Origin of the sequence: Vibrio sp. VP6 (assembly GCF_028823755.1) — a bacterium.
GTDB lineage: Bacteria > Pseudomonadota > Gammaproteobacteria > Enterobacterales > Vibrionaceae > Vibrio > Vibrio parahaemolyticus.
This window is the reverse complement of record NZ_JAPEID010000043.1, coordinates 1-17,061: the sequence shown is the minus strand read 5'-3', so window position 1 is coordinate 17,061 and position 17,061 is coordinate 1. Positions and strand designations below refer to the sequence as shown.

The 17,061-nt window shown below is 45.8% G+C and carries 30 protein-coding genes; 29 read left to right on the top strand and 1 reads right to left on the bottom strand.

All coding sequences use genetic code 11. The annotated features are described in order from the left end of the window. Positions 1–202: 202 nt before the first annotated feature. Positions 203–2,407, bottom strand: coding sequence for a primosomal protein N' (gene priA / locus OU793_RS20515; RefSeq protein WP_140201821.1), 2,205 nt, complete (start codon positions 2,405–2,407; stop codon positions 203–205). A 294-nt stretch (positions 2,408–2,701) separates the two neighbouring features. On the opposite strand from priA, the gene rpmE reads away from it, so the two are divergent. The 29 genes from rpmE to rplQ all read left to right on the top strand — a co-directional run bounded on the left by rpmE (position 2,702) and on the right by rplQ (position 17,039). Next, complete coding sequence (gene rpmE / locus OU793_RS20510; protein ID WP_005457203.1) at positions 2,702–2,923, top strand: 50S ribosomal protein L31; 222 nt, start codon at positions 2,702–2,704, stop codon at positions 2,921–2,923. A 457-nt stretch (positions 2,924–3,380) separates the two neighbouring features. Beyond that, positions 3,381–3,692 carry a 30S ribosomal protein S10 gene (rpsJ, locus tag OU793_RS20505; protein WP_004410492.1) on the top strand — a complete coding sequence of 104 codons (312 nt, stop codon included), beginning with the start codon at positions 3,381–3,383 and terminating at the stop codon, positions 3,690–3,692. A 14-nt stretch (positions 3,693–3,706) separates the two neighbouring features. Next, positions 3,707–4,336 carry a 50S ribosomal protein L3 gene (rplC, locus tag OU793_RS20500; protein WP_005456132.1) on the top strand — a complete coding sequence of 210 codons (630 nt, stop codon included), beginning with the start codon at positions 3,707–3,709 and terminating at the stop codon, positions 4,334–4,336. A gap of 17 nt (positions 4,337–4,353) precedes the next feature. Further along, positions 4,354–4,956, top strand: a complete 603-nt coding sequence (gene rplD, locus OU793_RS20495) for a 50S ribosomal protein L4 (RefSeq protein WP_005379556.1) — start codon at positions 4,354–4,356, stop codon at positions 4,954–4,956. Further along, positions 4,953–5,255, top strand: coding sequence for a 50S ribosomal protein L23 (rplW, locus tag OU793_RS20490; protein WP_004398471.1), 303 nt, complete (start codon positions 4,953–4,955; stop codon positions 5,253–5,255). The genes rplD and rplW overlap by 4 nt, the downstream gene beginning before the upstream one ends. Positions 5,256–5,270: 15 nt before the next feature. After that, positions 5,271–6,095: a 50S ribosomal protein L2 gene (gene rplB, locus OU793_RS20485; protein WP_005489461.1), complete on the top strand. Its 825-nt coding sequence runs from the start codon at positions 5,271–5,273 to the stop codon at positions 6,093–6,095. Positions 6,096–6,116: 21 nt separating this feature from the next. Then, a complete protein-coding gene (gene rpsS / locus OU793_RS20480; protein ID WP_004394525.1) occupies positions 6,117–6,395 on the top strand; it encodes a 30S ribosomal protein S19 in 279 nt (92 codons plus the stop codon). Between the two features lie 10 nt (positions 6,396–6,405). Further along, positions 6,406–6,738, top strand: coding sequence for a 50S ribosomal protein L22 (rplV, locus tag OU793_RS20475; protein ID WP_005383164.1), 333 nt, complete (start codon positions 6,406–6,408; stop codon positions 6,736–6,738). Between the two features lie 18 nt (positions 6,739–6,756). Further along, positions 6,757–7,455: a 30S ribosomal protein S3 gene (gene rpsC / locus OU793_RS20470; RefSeq protein WP_005383161.1), complete on the top strand. Its 699-nt coding sequence runs from the start codon at positions 6,757–6,759 to the stop codon at positions 7,453–7,455. Between the two features lie 11 nt (positions 7,456–7,466). Further along, positions 7,467–7,877: a 50S ribosomal protein L16 gene (gene rplP, locus OU793_RS20465; RefSeq protein WP_005379577.1), complete on the top strand. Its 411-nt coding sequence runs from the start codon at positions 7,467–7,469 to the stop codon at positions 7,875–7,877. Beyond that, a complete protein-coding gene (gene rpmC, locus OU793_RS20460) occupies positions 7,877–8,068 on the top strand; it encodes a 50S ribosomal protein L29 (RefSeq protein ID WP_005379576.1) in 192 nt (63 codons plus the stop codon). Before rplP ends, rpmC begins: the two co-directional genes overlap by 1 nt. Then, the gene (gene rpsQ, locus OU793_RS20455; protein ID WP_005461671.1) at positions 8,068–8,322 is read left to right on the top strand and encodes a 30S ribosomal protein S17; all 255 of its coding nucleotides are present in this window, start codon (positions 8,068–8,070) and stop codon (positions 8,320–8,322) included. Before rpmC ends, rpsQ begins: the two co-directional genes overlap by 1 nt. A gap of 162 nt (positions 8,323–8,484) precedes the next feature. Beyond that, positions 8,485–8,856 carry a 50S ribosomal protein L14 gene (rplN, locus tag OU793_RS20450; protein ID WP_005489425.1) on the top strand — a complete coding sequence of 124 codons (372 nt, stop codon included), beginning with the start codon at positions 8,485–8,487 and terminating at the stop codon, positions 8,854–8,856. A gap of 13 nt (positions 8,857–8,869) precedes the next feature. Then, positions 8,870–9,187: a 50S ribosomal protein L24 gene (gene rplX, locus OU793_RS20445; RefSeq protein WP_005455662.1), complete on the top strand. Its 318-nt coding sequence runs from the start codon at positions 8,870–8,872 to the stop codon at positions 9,185–9,187. Positions 9,188–9,210: 23 nt separating this feature from the next. Then, on the top strand, positions 9,211–9,750 hold the full coding sequence (gene rplE / locus OU793_RS20440) for a 50S ribosomal protein L5 (protein ID WP_005455660.1): 540 nt from the start codon (positions 9,211–9,213) through the stop codon (positions 9,748–9,750). 17 nt (positions 9,751–9,767) lie between these two features. Further along, the gene (gene rpsN / locus OU793_RS20435) at positions 9,768–10,073 is read left to right on the top strand and encodes a 30S ribosomal protein S14 (protein WP_005455658.1); all 306 of its coding nucleotides are present in this window, start codon (positions 9,768–9,770) and stop codon (positions 10,071–10,073) included. A 29-nt stretch (positions 10,074–10,102) separates the two neighbouring features. After that, on the top strand, positions 10,103–10,495 hold the full coding sequence (gene rpsH / locus OU793_RS20430; protein ID WP_005455656.1) for a 30S ribosomal protein S8: 393 nt from the start codon (positions 10,103–10,105) through the stop codon (positions 10,493–10,495). A gap of 12 nt (positions 10,496–10,507) precedes the next feature. Further along, the gene (gene rplF, locus OU793_RS20425) at positions 10,508–11,041 is read left to right on the top strand and encodes a 50S ribosomal protein L6 (protein ID WP_005455654.1); all 534 of its coding nucleotides are present in this window, start codon (positions 10,508–10,510) and stop codon (positions 11,039–11,041) included. Between the two features lie 9 nt (positions 11,042–11,050). After that, positions 11,051–11,404 carry a 50S ribosomal protein L18 gene (gene rplR / locus OU793_RS20420; protein ID WP_005435088.1) on the top strand — a complete coding sequence of 118 codons (354 nt, stop codon included), beginning with the start codon at positions 11,051–11,053 and terminating at the stop codon, positions 11,402–11,404. A 14-nt stretch (positions 11,405–11,418) separates the two neighbouring features. Next, entirely contained in the window at positions 11,419–11,922 is a 504-nt protein-coding gene (rpsE, locus tag OU793_RS20415; protein WP_005435090.1) for a 30S ribosomal protein S5, read from the top strand. Positions 11,923–11,929: 7 nt separating this feature from the next. After that, positions 11,930–12,106: a 50S ribosomal protein L30 gene (gene rpmD / locus OU793_RS20410; RefSeq protein ID WP_000201159.1), complete on the top strand. Its 177-nt coding sequence runs from the start codon at positions 11,930–11,932 to the stop codon at positions 12,104–12,106. A 5-nt stretch (positions 12,107–12,111) separates the two neighbouring features. After that, positions 12,112–12,546, top strand: coding sequence for a 50S ribosomal protein L15 (gene rplO, locus OU793_RS20405; protein ID WP_005450562.1), 435 nt, complete (start codon positions 12,112–12,114; stop codon positions 12,544–12,546). 20 nt (positions 12,547–12,566) lie between these two features. Then, positions 12,567–13,901 carry a preprotein translocase subunit SecY gene (gene secY, locus OU793_RS20400; protein WP_005481401.1) on the top strand — a complete coding sequence of 445 codons (1,335 nt, stop codon included), beginning with the start codon at positions 12,567–12,569 and terminating at the stop codon, positions 13,899–13,901. 38 nt (positions 13,902–13,939) lie between these two features. Beyond that, entirely contained in the window at positions 13,940–14,053 is a 114-nt protein-coding gene (gene rpmJ / locus OU793_RS20395) for a 50S ribosomal protein L36 (RefSeq protein WP_000868186.1), read from the top strand. A gap of 149 nt (positions 14,054–14,202) precedes the next feature. Then, the gene (gene rpsM / locus OU793_RS20390) at positions 14,203–14,559 is read left to right on the top strand and encodes a 30S ribosomal protein S13 (RefSeq protein ID WP_005450559.1); all 357 of its coding nucleotides are present in this window, start codon (positions 14,203–14,205) and stop codon (positions 14,557–14,559) included. 18 nt (positions 14,560–14,577) lie between these two features. Then, positions 14,578–14,967, top strand: coding sequence for a 30S ribosomal protein S11 (rpsK, locus tag OU793_RS20385; RefSeq protein WP_001118870.1), 390 nt, complete (start codon positions 14,578–14,580; stop codon positions 14,965–14,967). A gap of 27 nt (positions 14,968–14,994) precedes the next feature. Beyond that, entirely contained in the window at positions 14,995–15,615 is a 621-nt protein-coding gene (gene rpsD, locus OU793_RS20380) for a 30S ribosomal protein S4 (protein WP_005383146.1), read from the top strand. Positions 15,616–15,639: 24 nt separating this feature from the next. Next, on the top strand, positions 15,640–16,632 hold the full coding sequence (rpoA, locus tag OU793_RS20375; protein ID WP_005383143.1) for a DNA-directed RNA polymerase subunit alpha: 993 nt from the start codon (positions 15,640–15,642) through the stop codon (positions 16,630–16,632). Positions 16,633–16,658: 26 nt separating this feature from the next. After that, entirely contained in the window at positions 16,659–17,039 is a 381-nt protein-coding gene (rplQ, locus tag OU793_RS20370) for a 50S ribosomal protein L17 (protein WP_005383141.1), read from the top strand. The last annotated feature ends 22 nt before the right edge of the window (positions 17,040–17,061 follow it).

Genomic DNA, 17,061 nt, shown 5'->3' with positions numbered 1-17,061 from the left:
GCATCGCTTGGCTACTGCTTCAAATTTTGGGAATAGTCATTGTTTTAATCTAAGCCTATGGGGTAAACCCACTTTAGACTTTGCTAATTTGGATAGTCTATTCATTTCTATCGGGAAAGTTACGGTCTGTTTAACAAAAATTGCAATCTCGATGTGAGTCTCATCACATTAAAAGGTAATTCATTACATAGTTAAACGTTTGCTAGCTGAGATCTTGTGGTTCTATGTCTAAATTCCAGCGAACTTTTTTGGCATTAGGCAACAACTCAATAGCAGGTTTGGCACTGGTTAATAACTTTTGCATTAATGAACGGTGCTGGGTTTGGAGTAACAGCTGCCAACGGTATTTGCCTGCGCGTTTGGCGAGAGGCGATGGTGTTGGACCAAGCACCATGCAGGTGTCGTCAAATAAAGGGTGCGATTCTAAGGTAAAGCGAACTTGACGCAGAAAATCTTCTACGATCTCGCTCTGATTCGCTTCGGCTTTAAATAGAGTAAGGAAACTGTACGGTGGCAACTGCGCCAGTTTACGTTCCTCTAATGCCGTCATAGCGAAGTGTCGGTAGTCCTTTTCCAATAAGGCTTGCAACAAACTGTGCTCAGGATGGTGAGTCTGCAAAACCACTTCCCCCGGCTTACTTGCACGTCCGGCTCGTCCTGCGACCTGAATGAATAGCTGCGCTAATCTTTCGGAGGCGCGAAAGTCGCTACTATATAGAGAGCCATCAACATCTAGCAAGGCGACGAGCGTTACATTGGGGAAATGGTGTCCCTTAGCCAACATTTGAGTGCCAATCAAAATTTGATATTCACCCTTACGGATGGATTCCAACGCGTCTTCTAAGCTGCCTTTTCGGCGCGTGCTATCCCTGTCGATACGGATGGCTTTGTATTCGGGGAACAGTTGTGCCAATTGTTGTTCTAACTGTTCGGTACCGACACCAACGGTAACCAGTTGAGTTGAACCACAGCCCTGACACTGATGAATCACTGGTTGCTGTGAACCACAATGGTGGCAACGAATCTCATTGCTGTATTGGTGGAAGGTGTAATAAGCATCACAACGTTTGCATTCGGCAATCCAACCACATTCATGACACATGAGAGCAGGGGAGAAACCACGACGGTTAAGAAACAGCATCACCTGATTGCCTGCTTTAAGGTGTTTGCGCATTTCCGCAATCAATGGGGCAGATAAACCACTTTCTAAATACTGACCTTTGACGTCGAGCACTTTATTAGAAGTAGGAACCGCAGAGCCTGCGCGTTGGGTCAGGGTTAAATGGTGATACTTGCCTGACAAGGCATTGTGCAATGTCTCCAGTGCAGGTGTAGCTGAGCCCAGAACAATCGGAACTTGTTCTTTATGGGCGCGCATTACAGCAACATCGCGTGCATGATAACGCAAGCTATCTTGCTGTTTGTAAGAGGTGTCATGTTCCTCGTCCACAATGATAATCCCGAGATCAGCAAAAGGCGCGAGTAGGGCAGATCGTGTGCCGATAATGATTCCGGCCGCTTTGTCGCGTGCAGAAAGCCACGCATTCAGACGTTCCGTCTCGTTTAATCCGGAGTGGATAACGTCAACTGGCACATTAAAACGGCGTTTAAAGCGGTTGATGGTTTGTGGTGTTAAGCCAATCTCTGGTACTAAAACCAAGGCTTGTTTACCTTTCTCTAAGACCGGCTTGATCAGGTTGAGGTACACTTCTGTCTTACCTGAGCCCGTGACGCCTTCTAATAAATAGCAAGCAAAACCTGTTTGGCTATTTACGCTCGCAATAGCTAGCGCTTGTTCGTGGTTGAGCTTTGGCTTCTCGACGTCGCATTCAACGTGCTGTCCCCACTGGGTGATTGCAGGCTTCTTCTCGATACGTTCAATCCAGCCTTTATCTTCTAAAGACTTTAGTACAGTTGAGGCTATCTCTTGGTCGACAAATTCCTGGTGAGGCAAAGCGCCGTTAACCAACATTTGCAAGACCTTCTGTTGTTTGATCGCTCGACGATCAAGCCCTTGCATCAGCTTGTCTTTACCGGATTCGGTAATTTGCCACTCTTGTAGCGTCGCAAAATCTGCAGGCTTTCCTTTACGCAGAGCTGCTGGCATCGCATTGTGTAGCGTATCTCCAAGTGGGTATTGGTAGAACTGGCTGCACCAAATCAGCAACGAATAAAGCTTTTCAGGCCATACCGGCTGAGAATCAAGAACTGCTTTGATTGGCTTGAGTTGATCTTTGGGGAAATCCGAGTGATTAACCATCGCGGTGACGATGCCAACTAACGTTTGACGTCCAAAAGGTACGGATACGCGCCCGCCAATGATAGGAAACAGGTGTCCTGGGATGGCATAGTCAAATTGTTTGTCGAGAGGTACGGGCAGTGCCACTCTAGCAATGGATGGACGCATAGATTCATAGCTATATAAAAGAAGAAAGGACTGTAGAGTTTATTAAAATCGTCCCTGGAATACGAGTCAACCCACGGAGTGTGTTCGGAAATATACTAATATCACCGGATTGGTGAAAAAAGTGGCGAAAAAATTGCCATACGTATTGATCCTATCTAGGGGATTCATTACTATATCGCGCCTTGAGATATGGCTTCAGCAACTGGTTGGTGCGGTATCCCATTTTATTATTAATTGCGTGTGGTGTGCGGCTTAGATTCGTATAGCGACACGGCCTACTATTGAGGTTATCCCATGAAAGCTGGTATCCACCCAGAATACAAAGCAGTAAACGCTACTTGTTCTTGCGGCAACTCTTTCGAGTTCAACTCTACTCTAGGTAAAGAGTCTATCCACCTAGACGTATGTGACAAGTGTCACCCATTCTACACTGGTAAGCAACGTATCGTTGATACAGGCGGCCGTGTTGATCGCTTCAACAAGCGTTTCGGTGCACTATCAAGCGGTAAGAAATAATAGCAACTGCTATTACGATTACAGTTTAGAAAAGGACGCTTCGGCGTCCTTTTTGTTTATGGCCCATTTTGCAGGTGACCATAAAACAGCAAGTTAAAAATAGTTTCGATTATTTTTCATTCAGCCCTTGCAACCTAAAGTGTGATCTGTATAATGCGTCGCACTGGTTAAGCCAGTTGTGAACCAATGAGCAGTGAGGAGCTAACTTCCTTATAGGACAGTTAGGTAATGTAGACTCAGCTTATGTTCGCGGTTAATACAATTAGCTATCTTTTCTTCGGAAAAACTATCCCCAAAGGTGACTTTGGCACGTAGGGATTGTTAATCGAAAATTAACTGACAATGCGTCCTAATCTTGGATGCTACGGTTTCACATAAATCAATCGGCATTCTCTCGTCTTGACGAGTTTGAGTGGCGATATTGTTTGTGTAATTTTTAAAATTGGAGCTCTGTCTCATGCAGAACCAACGTATCCGTATCCGCCTAAAAGCTTTCGATTACAAACTAATCGATGCTTCTACAGCGGAAATCGTTGAAACAGCTAAGCGCACTGGCGCACAGGTTCGTGGTCCAATCCCACTACCAACTCGTAAAGAGCGTTTCACAGTTCTTATCTCTCCACACGTTAACAAGAAAGCACGTGACCAGTACGAAATCCGTACTCACAAGCGTCTAATCGACATCGTTGAGCCAACAGACAAAACTGTTGATGCTCTAATGCGTCTAGACCTTGCTGCGGGCGTTGACGTTCAAATTAGCCTAGGTTAAGGGAGATTAGAAGTATGATTGGTCTAATCGGTCGTAAAGTGGGCATGACCCGCGTATTTACTGAAGAAGGCGTTTCTATCCCAGTAACTGTTGTTGAAGTTGAAGCTAACCGTGTTTCTCAAGTGAAAACTCTTGAAACTGATGGCTACGCTGCAATTCAGGTTACAGCTGGTTCTAAGAAAGCTAACCGCGTAAACAAAGCTGAAGCAGGTCACTTTGCTAAAGCTGGCGTTGAAGCTGGTCGCGGTCTTTGGGAATTCCGTTTAGAAAACGGCGAAGAGTTCGAAGTTGGTGCTGAACTAACTGTTGAACTATTCAACGAAACTAAGAAAGTAGACGTTACTGGTACATCTAAGGGTAAAGGTTTCCAAGGCGCTGTTAAGCGTTGGAACTTCCGTACTCAAGATATGACTCACGGTAACTCATTGTCTCACCGTGCTCCTGGTTCTATCGGTCAATGTCAGACTCCAGGTCGCGTATTTAAAGGCAAGAAAATGGCAGGTCACATGGGTGCTGAGCGTGTAACGACTCAAAACCTAGAGATCGTACGTGTTGACGCTGAGCGCAACCTGCTTCTTATTAAAGGTGCAGTCCCAGGCGCAACTGGCGGCAACGTGATCGTTAAACCAGCTGTTAAAGCATAACGTCTCAGGAGTAAGTAATGGAACTAATGGTTAAAGGTGCTGATGCACTAACTGTTTCCGAAACTACTTTCGGACGTGAGTTTAACGAAGCTCTTGTACACCAAGTAGTTGTTGCGTACGCAGCAGGTGCTCGTCAAGGTACACGTGCTCAAAAAACACGTTCAGAAGTATCTGGCGGTGGCGCTAAGCCATGGCGTCAAAAAGGTACTGGTCGCGCTCGCGCTGGTACAATTCGTAGCCCAATCTGGCGTACAGGTGGTGTTACTTTTGCTGCGAAACCACAAGATCACAGCCAAAAAGTAAACAAAAAAATGTACCGCGGTGCTATGAAGAGCATTCTTTCTGAGCTTGTTCGTCAAGAGCGTCTAATCGTTGTTGATAACTTCTCAGTTGAAGCACCAAAGACTAAAGAGCTAGTTGCTAAGCTGAAAGAGCTTGAGCTAACTGACGCTCTAATCGTGACTAGCGAAGTAGATGAGAATCTATTCCTAGCTGCTCGTAACCTATACAAAGTTGACGCACGTGATGTTGCTGGTATCGATCCAGTATCTCTAATCGCGTTTGACAAAGTTGTAATGACTGCAGAAGCAGTTAAGCAAGTAGAGGAAATGCTAGCATGATCACTGAAGAGCGTATCCTAAAAGTTCTACGTGCACCGCACATCTCTGAAAAAGCAACTATGGCAGCTGAGAAAGCGAACACTATCGTTTTCAAAGTAGCTAAAGATGCAACTAAAAAAGAGATCAAAGCAGCTGTAGAAAAGCTATTTGAAGTTGAAGTTAAGTCTGTAAATACTCTTATCACTAAGGGTAAGACCAAACGTCAAGGTCTACGCCAAGGTCGCCGCAGCGACGTTAAGAAAGCGTACGTTACTTTGAAAGAAGGTCAAGATCTTGACTTTGTTGGCGGCGCGGAATAACAGGAGTAGTTAAAAATGGCTATTGTTAAATGTAAGCCGACTTCCCCTGGTCGTCGTCACGTTGTTAAAGTTGTTAACGCTGACCTACACAAGGGCAAGCCATACGCACCTCTTCTAGAGAAAAACTCTAAGAATGGCGGTCGTAACAACAACGGTCGTATCACAGTACGTCACATCGGCGGTGGTCACAAGCATCACTACCGTGTAATTGACTTCAAACGTACTAAAGACGGTATCCCAGCGACAGTTGAGCGTCTAGAATACGATCCAAACCGTAGCGCAAACATTGCTCTAGTTCTTTACAAAGACGGTGAGCGTCGCTACATCCTAGCACCTAAAGGTGTTGTAGCTGGTGATGTTATTCAGTCTGGTGTTGATGCACCAATCAAAGCTGGTAACACTCTACCAATGCGTAACATCCCAGTAGGTTCAACTGTACACAATGTTGAACTAAAACCTGGTAAAGGTGGTCAGCTAGCTCGTTCGGCTGGTGCTTACGCTCAAATCGTTGCTCGCGACGGTGCGTACGTAACTATCCGTCTACGTTCTGGCGAAATGCGCAAAGTTCTTTCTGAAGGCCGTGCAACAATCGGTGAAGTTGGTAACTCTGAGCACATGCTACGCGAACTTGGTAAAGCTGGTGCTTCACGCTGGCGCGGCGTACGTCCAACCGTACGTGGTGTAGTAATGAACCCGGTTGATCACCCACACGGTGGTGGTGAAGGTCGTACTTCTGGTGGCCGTCATCCAGTATCTCCTTGGGGTATGCCAACTAAAGGCTTCAAGACTCGTAAGAACAAACGCACTGACAAGTACATCGTACGTCGTCGTAACAAGTAATCTATATAAAGAGGAATCGCCATGCCACGTTCTCTCAAGAAAGGTCCTTTTATTGACCTACACTTGCTGAAGAAGGTAGAGAAAGCGGTGGAAAGCGGAGACAAAAAGCCTATTAAGACTTGGTCCCGTCGTTCAATGATCATCCCTACGATGATCGGTTTGACCATCGCTGTCCATAATGGTCGTCAGCACGTACCAGTATTTGTAACTGATGAAATGATCGGTCACAAACTGGGTGAATTCGCACCAACACGTACTTACCGCGGTCACGCTGCGGATAAGAAAGCTAAGAAGCGCTAAGGAGTAGATAATGGAAGCAATTGCTAAACATAACTTTGCTCGCATTTCGCCTCAGAAAGCTCGCTTAGTTGCGGATCTAATCCGTGGTAAATCTGTTGACCAAGCTCTAGAAATCCTAACGTTCAGCAACAAAAAAGCTGCTGCACTAGTTAAGAAAGTTCTAGAGTCTGCTATCGCTAACGCGGAGCACAACGAAGGTGCAGATATTGACGATCTGAATGTCGCAAAAATCTTTGTAGATGAAGGCCCAACCATGAAGCGTATTATGCCTCGTGCTAAAGGTCGTGCGGATCGTATCTTGAAGCGTTCAAGCCACATCACTGTTGTTGTAGCAGATCGCTAGAGACTAGGAGAGTAAGCAATGGGTCAAAAAGTACATCCAAATGGTATTCGTCTAGGCATCGTTAAGCCTTGGAATGCTACATGGTTTGCTAACACCAAAGATTTCGCTGACAACCTAGACGGCGACTTCAAGGTACGTCAGTTCCTTACAAGTGAACTGAAAAAAGCGTCTCTATCACGTATCGTTATCGAACGTCCTGCTAAGAGCATCCGTGTGACTATTCACACTGCTCGTCCAGGCGTTGTTATCGGTAAGAAAGGTGAAGACGTTGAGAAGCTACGCGCAGCTGTAGCTAAAATTGCAGGTGTACCAGCGCAAATTAACATCGCTGAAGTACGTAAGCCTGAACTAGATGCGCAACTTGTTGGTGACAGCATCGCGTCTCAGCTAGAGCGTCGTGTTATGTTCCGTCGTGCTATGAAGCGCGCAGTACAAAACGCTATGCGTCTAGGCGCTAAAGGTATCAAAGTGGAAGTAAGCGGTCGTCTAGGCGGCGCTGAAATCGCACGTTCAGAGTGGTACCGTGAAGGCCGTGTGCCTCTACACACTCTACGTGCTGACATTGATTACGCAACTTCTTCGGCTCACACTCAATACGGTGTGATCGGCATTAAAACTTGGATCTTCAAAGGTGAAATCCTAGGTGGTATGCCAGCAGCTAACGCTGTAGAGCCTAAAGGCGACAAGCCTAAGAAGCAGCGTAAAGGCCGTAAGTAAGGAGTCGACAGATGCTACAACCTAAACGTACTAAGTTCCGTAAGGTTCAGACTGGTCGTAACCGTGGTCTAGCTAAAGGTACTGATGTAAGCTTCGGCGAATTCGGTCTTAAAGCTGTTGGCCGTGGTCGTCTAACTGCTCGTCAAATCGAAGCGGCACGTCGTGCAATGACACGTCACGTTAAGCGTCAAGGTAAAATCTGGATCCGTGTGTTCCCAGACAAACCAATCACAGAAAAACCACTAGAAGTTCGTCAAGGTAAGGGTAAAGGTAACGTTGAGTACTGGGTAGCCCAAATCCAACCTGGTAAGGTTATGTACGAAATGGGTGGTGTACCTGAAGAATTGGCACGTGAAGCGTTCCGTCTAGCGGCACGTAAACTGCCTTTCAAAACTACATTTGTAACTAAGCAGGTGATGTGATGAAAGCACAAGATCTACGCGAGAAAAGCGTTGAAGAGCTTAACGCTGAGCTAATGAATTTGCTACGTGAACAGTTCAACTTGCGCATGCAAGCTGCAACTGGTCAACTACAGCAAACTCATACTCTGAAAGCTGTACGCCGTGATATCGCACGTGTGAAAACTGTTTTGACTGAGAAGGCAGGCGCATAATGAGCGAAGTAAAACGTACTCAACAAGGTCGTGTTGTTAGCGACAAGATGGACAAGTCTATCACTGTTGCAATCGAACGTTTCGTAAAACACCCAATTTACGGTAAGTTCGTTAAACGTACGACTAAAGTACACGCACATGACGAAAACAACGAGTGTGGCATTGGCGACACTGTTGAAATCGCAGAGTGTCGTCCACTGTCTAAGACTAAGTCTTGGACTTTGGTGAAAGTTGTAGAAAAGGCGAAGATGTAATCTTCACTCTTCTATGATAAGAAACGGCTCCAAAAATATTTTTGGAGCCGTTTATTTTTTGACTACCCAATCACAGAAAAGGGTGGTACAATTCGCGTCCCTTATAAAGAGGCAGCCCGACCCGTGATGGGTCTAGTTATTAATATTTAGCGGAGCACTAACATGATCCAAATGCAAAGTATGCTGGACGCAGCTGATAACTCAGGCGCACGCAGCGTAATGTGTATTAAGGTTCTGGGTGGCTCACACCGCCGTTATGCACATATCGGTGACGTCATCAAAGTTACTGTTAAGGAAGCAATTCCTCGCGGTAAAGTTAAAAAAGGTGACGTTATGAAGGCGGTTGTAGTGCGCACCCGTAAAGGCGTACGTCGTCCTGACGGTTCTGTCATTCGCTTCGACCGAAATGCTTGCGTACTGTTGAATAACACTACTGAGCAACCAATCGGTACACGTATCTTTGGTCCTGTGACACGCGAACTTCGTGGCGATAAGTTCATGAAGATCGTTTCACTGGCTCCAGAAGTTCTGTAAGGAGCACGTAGAAATGGCAGCTAAAATCCGTCGTAATGACGAAGTAATCGTTCTTGCTGGTAAAGACAAAGGCAAGAAAGGTAAAGTAACTAAGGTCCTAGCAACTGGTAAAGTTATCGTTGAAGGTATCAACCTTGTTAAGAAACACCAGAAACCTGTTCCTGCACTAGGTATCCAAGGCGGTATCGTAGAGCAAGAAGCAGCAATCGATGTTTCTAACGTGGCTATCTTTAATGCAGCTACTGGTAAAGCTGACCGTATCGGTTTCCGTTTTGAAGACGGCAAAAAAGTTCGTTTCTTCAAGTCTAACGGCGAAACCGTTTCTAACTAATAGAAGTAATTTGGAGTTCTACTATGGCGAAACTGCATGATTACTACAAGTCGTCTGTAGTCGCTGAACTGACCAAACAGTTCAGTTACACAAGCGTCATGCAAGTCCCTAGAATCGAGAAAATCACCCTAAACATGGGTGTTGGTGAAGCAATCAACGATAAGAAACTGCTAGAAAACGCAGCATCTGATATGGCAACGATCTCTGGTCAAAAGCCACTTATCACTAAAGCGCGTAAATCTGTTGCAGGTTTCAAAATCCGTGAAGGCTACCCTATCGGTTGTAAAGTAACCTTGCGTGGCGAACGTATGTGGGATTTTCTTGAGCGTTTGATTAACATCGCTCTTCCACGTGTACGTGACTTCCGTGGTGTTAGCGCTAAGTCTTTTGACGGTCGCGGTAACTACAGCATGGGCGTTCGCGAGCAAATCATCTTCCCGGAAATCGACTTTGATAAAGTTGATCGTGTACGCGGTCTAGACATCACTATTACGACGTCTGCTGGTACTGATGAGGAAGGCCGTGCTCTGCTGGCTGCCTTTAACTTCCCATTCCGTAAGTAAGGTGAAGGGTTACTGTTATGGCTAAACAATCAATGAAAGCACGTGAAGCTAAACGTGCAAAGCTAGTAGCTAAGTTCGCTGAAAAGCGTGCAGCGCTAAAAGCTATCATCAGCGATGTAAACGCATCTGAAGAAGATCGTTGGAACGCAGTTCTTACACTGCAATCTCTTCCACGTGATTCAAGTGCATCACGTCAGCGCAACCGTTGTAACCAAACTGGTCGTCCACACGGTTACCTACGTAAGTTCGGTCTAAGCCGTATTAAGGTTCGTGAAGCTTGCATGAAAGGCGAGATTCCGGGTCTTCGTAAGGCTAGCTGGTAATTGCCACTTAATCATTTGGAGTAAATCATATGAGCATGCAAGATCCGATTTCGGATATGCTGACCCGCGTTCGTAACGGTCAGGCAGCAAACAAAGTTGCTGTTAAAATGCCTTCTTCAAAGCTTAAAGTTGCAATTGCTGCACTACTAAAAGCTGAAGGTTACATCGTTGACTTCGCTGTTGAAGGCGAAGCAAAACCTGAGCTAGAAGTAACTCTTAAGTACTTCCAAGCTAAACCAGTAATCGAGCAACTTAAACGTGTTTCTCGTCCAGGTCTACGTGTTTACAAGAAGAAAGATGAACTTCCTTCTGTAATGGGTGGTCTTGGTATTGCTATCGTTTCTACTTCCAAGGGTCTTATGTCAGACCGCGCTGCACGTAAAGCAGGTCTTGGTGGTGAAATCATCTGCTACGTAGCTTAATAGGAGTAGAATATGTCTCGTGTTGCTAAAGCACCTGTCGCTATTCCAGCTGGCGTAGAGGTGAAACTAAACGGCCAAGAAATCACTGTAAAAGGTGCTAAAGGCGAACTAACTCGCGTACTAAACGACGCTGTAGTTATCGCTCAGGAAGAAAACAACCTAACTTTCGGTCCTAAAGAAGGTGTTGCTAACGCTTGGGCACAAGCAGGTACTGCTCGTGCACTAGTTAACAACATGGTTGTTGGTGTTACTGAAGGCTTTACTAAGAAGCTAACTCTTAAAGGTGTTGGTTACCGTGCTGCTATCAAAGGCAACGCTGTAGGTCTAACACTAGGCTTCTCACACCCAGTTGAGCACGAGTTGCCAGCGGGTATCAAAGCTGAATGTCCAAGCCAAACTGAAATCGTGATTACTGGTTGTGACAAACAACTAGTTGGTCAAGTTGCGGCTGACATTCGTTCTTACCGTCAACCTGAGCCTTACAAAGGTAAAGGTGTTCGTTACGCAGATGAAAATGTGCGTACTAAAGAAGCTAAGAAGAAGTAAGGTAACACTATGGATAAGAAAGCATCTCGCATCCGTCGTGCTACACGCGCACGTCGTAAGATTGCAGAACTGGGTGCGACTCGCCTAGTTGTACACCGTACTCCTCGTCACGTGTACGCACAGGTTATCGCGGCTAACGGCTCTGAGGTTATCGCAGCAGCTTCTACTGTAGAAAAAGCGATCCGTGAGCAAGTGAAATACACTGGTAACGTTGATGCAGCTAAAGCAGTAGGTAAAGCTGTTGCAGAACGCGCTCTTGAAAAAGGCGTAACTGCAGTTGCATTTGATCGTTCTGGTTTCCAATACCACGGTCGAGTAGCGGCGCTAGCAGAATCTGCTCGCGAAGCTGGTCTGAAATTCTAAGGTAGGGTTGGAAGATGGCTAAAGAACAACAAGTTCAAGCGAATGATTTGCAAGAAAAGCTAATCGCAGTTAACCGTGTTTCTAAAACGGTTAAAGGCGGTCGAATCATGAGCTTCACTGCACTAACAGTAGTTGGTGACGGTAATGGTCGTGTAGGTTTCGGTTACGGCAAAGCTCGTGAAGTACCTGCAGCGATCCAAAAAGCAATGGAAAAAGCGCGTCGTAACATGACTACGATCGCTCTAAACGAAGGCACTCTTCACCACCCAGTGAAAGGTCGCCACTCGGGCTCTAAAGTTTACATGCAGCCTGCAGCAGAAGGTACTGGTGTTATCGCAGGTGGTGCGATGCGTGCAGTACTAGAAGTTGCTGGTGTACACAACGTACTATCTAAAGCATACGGTTCAACGAACCCTATCAACATCGTTCGTGCAACGATCGATGCACTAGGTAGCATGAAGTCGCCAGAAATGGTTGCTGCTAAACGTGGTCTAACTGTTGAAGCTATTTCGGAGTAAGAACACCATGGCAACTATTAAAGTAACTCAAACTAAAAGCTCAATTGGCCGCCTACCAAAGCACAAAGCTACTTTGCGTGGTCTAGGTCTTCGTAAAATCAACCACACAGTAGAACTTGAAGATACTCCGTGCGTACGCGGTATGATCAACAAGGTTTACTACATGGTTAAAGTTGAGGAGTAATCAGAATGCGTTTGAATACTCTTGCACCGGCTGCTGGCTCTAAACATGCTCCTAAGCGTGTAGGCCGTGGTATCGGTTCTGGCCTAGGTAAAACTGGTGGCCGTGGTCACAAAGGTCAAAAATCACGTTCTGGCGGTAAAGTTCGTCCAGGTTTCGAAGGCGGTCAGATGCCTCTGAAACAACGTCTACCAAAATTCGGTTTCACTTCTCGTAAGAGCCTAGTGTCTGCTGAAGTTCGTCTAGCTGAGCTAGCGAAAGTTTCTGGTGACGTGGTTGATCTAAACAGCCTTAAAGCTGCTAACATCATCACTAAGAACATCGAATTCGTTAAAGTTGTTCTTTCTGGTGAAATTAACAAAGCAGTGACTGTTAAAGGTCTACGTGTGACTAAAGGCGCTAAAGCTGCAATCGAAGCTGCAGGCGGTAAAATCGAGGAATAATCTCGAGGAACGAGGTACAGATGGCTAAGAAACCAGGACAAGATTTTCGTAGTGCTCAGAGCGGCTTAAGTGAACTAAAGTCGCGCTTGTTATTCGTAATTGGTGCACTTTTAGTATTCCGAGCCGGCTCTTTTGTGCCGATTCCTGGTATTGACGCTGCTGTACTTGCCGATTTGTTCGAACAGCAAAAAGGTACCATCGTTGAAATGTTTAACATGTTCTCCGGTGGTGCTCTTGAGCGTGCATCTATATTAGCATTGGGCATCATGCCGTATATTTCGGCATCTATTGTTGTCCAATTGCTAACTGTAGTTCATCCAGCGTTAGCTGAACTCAAAAAAGAGGGTGAAGCAGGCCGTCGTAAGATCAGCCAATACACACGCTACGGCACGCTTGTACTTGCAACCTTCCAGGCTATAGGTATCGCAACAGGCTTACCAAACATGGTCGACAATCTGGTTGTTATCAACCAAACCATGTTTACGCTAATTGCTACCGTAAGTTTAGTAACCGGCACCATGTTCCTAATGTGGTTAGGTGAACAAATTACAGAGCGTGGAATTGGTAACGGTATTTCGTTACTAATTTTTGCAGGTATTGTTGCTGGATTGCCTTCTGCAATCGGTCAAACAATCGAGCAAGCGCGTCAAGGTGAATTGCATGTACTTCTTCTGTTGCTAATCGCGGTATTAGCTTTTGCAGTAATTTACTTCGTTGTTTTCATGGAACGTGGTCAGCGTCGAATCGTCGTTAACTACGCGAAGCGTCAACAAGGTCGTAAAGTATTTGCTGCACAAAGTTCTCACTTGCCACTTAAAATTAATATGGCAGGTGTTATTCCAGCGATTTTCGCATCAAGCATTATCCTGTTCCCAGGAACACTGGCTCAGTGGTTTGGTCAGAATGGTGAGAGCAGCGCGTTCGGTTGGTTAACTGACGTGTCTTTGGCTCTTAGCCCAGGTCAGCCATTGTATGTAATGCTATATGCAGCAGCAATTATCTTCTTCTGTTTCTTCTACACGGCGTTGGTTTTCAACCCGCGTGAAACAGCAGATAACTTGAAGAAGTCTGGTGCATTCGTACCCGGTATCCGCCCAGGTGAGCAGACAGCGAAATACATCGATAAAGTAATGACACGTCTTACCCTTGCTGGTGCACTGTACATTACCTTTATCTGTCTGATTCCCGAGTTCATGATGGTCGCGTGGAACGTACGTTTCTACTTCGGCGGTACATCACTACTAATCGTAGTTGTTGTAATTATGGACTTTATGGCACAGGTACAGACTCATCTGATGTCTCAACAGTATGATTCTGTGTTGAAGAAAGCGAATCTGAAAGGCTACGGCCGTTAATCCGGCGGTAGACTCAGTTTCATTTACGGAGTTTAGCAATGAAAGTTCGTGCTTCCGTTAAAAAAATCTGCCGTAACTGTAAAGTAATCAAGCGTAACGGTGTCGTTCGCGTGATTTGCAGTGAGCCAAAGCACAAACAGCGCCAAGGCTAATTAGCAGAAATTTTTACTTGAAAATGAAGGTTGGGTCGAGTATATTCCTCGGCCTACCTTTTGCGTGCAAAAGAAGTAGTATTCCGCAGCGTATCCATAACGGGCTTTGCTGCGGCTAATTCTTTTATAGAAACACTTAGGAGTGAATAATGGCCCGTATAGCAGGCATTAACATTCCTGATCAGAAACACGCTGTAATCGCTCTAACGGCGATCTACGGCATCGGTAAAACTCGCTCTCAAGCTATCCTAGCTGAAGTGGGTATTGCTGAAGATGTTAAGATCAGTGAACTAACTGAAGAGCAGATCGATCAACTGCGTGATGGTGTAGCTAAGTACACTGTAGAAGGTGATCTACGTCGTGAAGTATCTATGAACATCAAGCGTCTTATGGACCTTGGCTGTTACCGTGGTCTTCGTCATCGTCGCAGTCTACCGCTACGTGGACAGCGTACTAAAACCAACGCTCGCACCCGTAAGGGTCCGCGTAAGCCGATCAAGAAATAATCGGGAAGGTAGAGTACAATGGCTAAACAACCAACTCGCGCTCGTAAGCGCGTACGCAAGCAAGTTGCAGATGGCGTTGCGCACATCCATGCTTCTTTCAATAACACAATCGTAACCATTACTGACCGTCAAGGTAACGCTCTTGCATGGGCTACTGCAGGTGGTTCTGGTTTCCGTGGTTCTCGTAAGTCTACTCCGTTCGCTGCACAGGTTGCTGCTGAGCGTTGTGCTGAAATGGCTAAAGAATACGGTCTAAAGAACTTGGAAGTTATGGTTAAGGGTCCTGGTCCAGGTCGTGAATCTACTGTTCGCGCACTGAACGCAGCTGGTTTCCGCATCACAAACATCGTTGATGCTACACCAATCCCTCATAACGGTTGTCGTCCACCTAAGAAACGTCGCGTATAACGTTTCTAGGACTATTGGAGAAGAATCATGGCAAGATATTTGGGTCCTAAGCTGAAGCTTAGCCGTCGTGAAGGCACTGACTTATTCCTTAAGTCTGGTGTTCGCGCGATCGATACCAAGTGTAAAATTGATAACGCACCAGGTGTACACGGCGCTCGTCGCGGTCGTCTATCTGAGTATGGCGTTCAGCTTCGTGAGAAGCAAAAAGTTCGTCGTATGTACGGCGTTCTAGAAAAACAATTCCGTAACTACTACAAAGAAGCTGCACGTCTTAAAGGCAACACAGGTGAGAACCTGCTTCAGCTTCTTGAAGGTCGTCTTGATAACGTAGTTTACCGCATGGGCTTTGGCGCAACTCGCGCAGAAGCACGTCAGCTAGTTAGCCACAAAGCTATCCTAGTTAACGGTAAAGTTGTAAACGTTCCTTCTTTCAAAGTAGCGGCTAATGACGTTGTTTCTATTCGCGAGAAAGCTAAACAGCAAGCTCGTATCAAAGCAGCTCTAGAAGTTGCTGAACAACGTGAAAAACCAACTTGGATTGAAGTAGATGGTGGCAAGATGGAAGGTACATTCAAGCGTATGCCTGAGCGTTCTGATCTATCAGCTGACATCAACGAACAATTGATCGTCGAGCTTTACTCTAAGTAAGGTTTAAACTAAAGAGAGGACACAATGCAGGGTTCTGTAACAGAATTTCTTAAGCCACGTCTAGTTGACATCGAACAAATCAGCTCGACTCACGCAAAAGTAACTCTTGAGCCATTAGAGCGTGGCTTTGGTCATACTCTGGGTAATGCACTTCGCCGCATTCTTCTATCTTCTATGCCTGGTTGTGCAGTGACAGAAGTAGAAATTGAAGGCGTACTTCATGAGTACAGCACTAAAGAAGGCGTACAAGAAGATATTCTTGAAATCCTTCTAAACCTTAAAGGTTTGGCAGTGCGTGTAGCTGAAGGCAAAGATGAAGTGTTCATTACTTTGAACAAATCAGGCTCGGGCCCTGTGGTTGCAGGTGACATCACCCATGACGGTGATGTAGAGATCGCTAACCCTGAACACGTTATTTGTCACCTAACGGATGACAACGCTGAAATCGCAATGCGTATTAAAGTTGAACGTGGTCGTGGTTATGTTCCAGCTTCTGCGCGTATCCATAATGAAGAAGACGAGCGTCCAATCGGTCGCCTACTAGTAGATGCTACTTACAGCCCAGTAGACAAAATTGCCTACGCTGTAGAAGCAGCTCGTGTAGAACAGCGTACTGATCTAGACAAGCTTGTTATCGATATGGAAACAAACGGTACTCTAGAACCTGAGGAAGCAATCCGTCGTGCAGCTACTATCCTAGCTGAACAATTGGATGCATTCGTAGATCTTCGTGATGTACGTGTTCCTGAGGAGAAGGAAGAGAAGCCAGAATTCGATCCGATCCTACTGCGTCCTGTAGACGATCTTGAACTAACAGTTCGCTCTGCTAACTGTCTGAAAGCAGAAGCGATTCACTACATCGGTGATCTAGTACAACGTACTGAGGTTGAGCTACTTAAAACGCCTAACCTTGGTAAAAAATCTCTTACTGAGATTAAAGACGTACTTGCGTCACGTGGTCTGTCTCTGGGCATGCGCCTAGAAAACTGGCCACCTGCATCAATCGCTGAAGATTAATCGATACTAGTTAGAAGGATTAGGTCATGCGCCATCGTAAGAGTGGTCGTCAACTCAACCGCAACAGCTCACATCGTAAAGCGATGTTTAGCAACATGGCTAGCTCTCTAGTACGTCATGAAGTTATCAAGACTACTTTGCCAAAAGCAAAAGAGCTACGTCGCGTAGTTGAGCCTTTGATTACACTAGCTAAGACTGACAGTGTTGCTAACCGTCGTCTAGCATTTGCACGTACTCGTGACAACGAAGTAGTTGCAAAACTATTTAACGAACTAGGTCCACGTTTTGCTGCTCGTCAGGGCGGTTACACTCGTATCCTAAAAGCTGGCTTCCGTGCTGGTGATAAAGCTCCAATGGCTTACATTGAGCTTGTAGATCGCCCAGCTGCTGAAGAAGCTGCTGAGTAATCAGTTCGTAAGAACGAGAAAG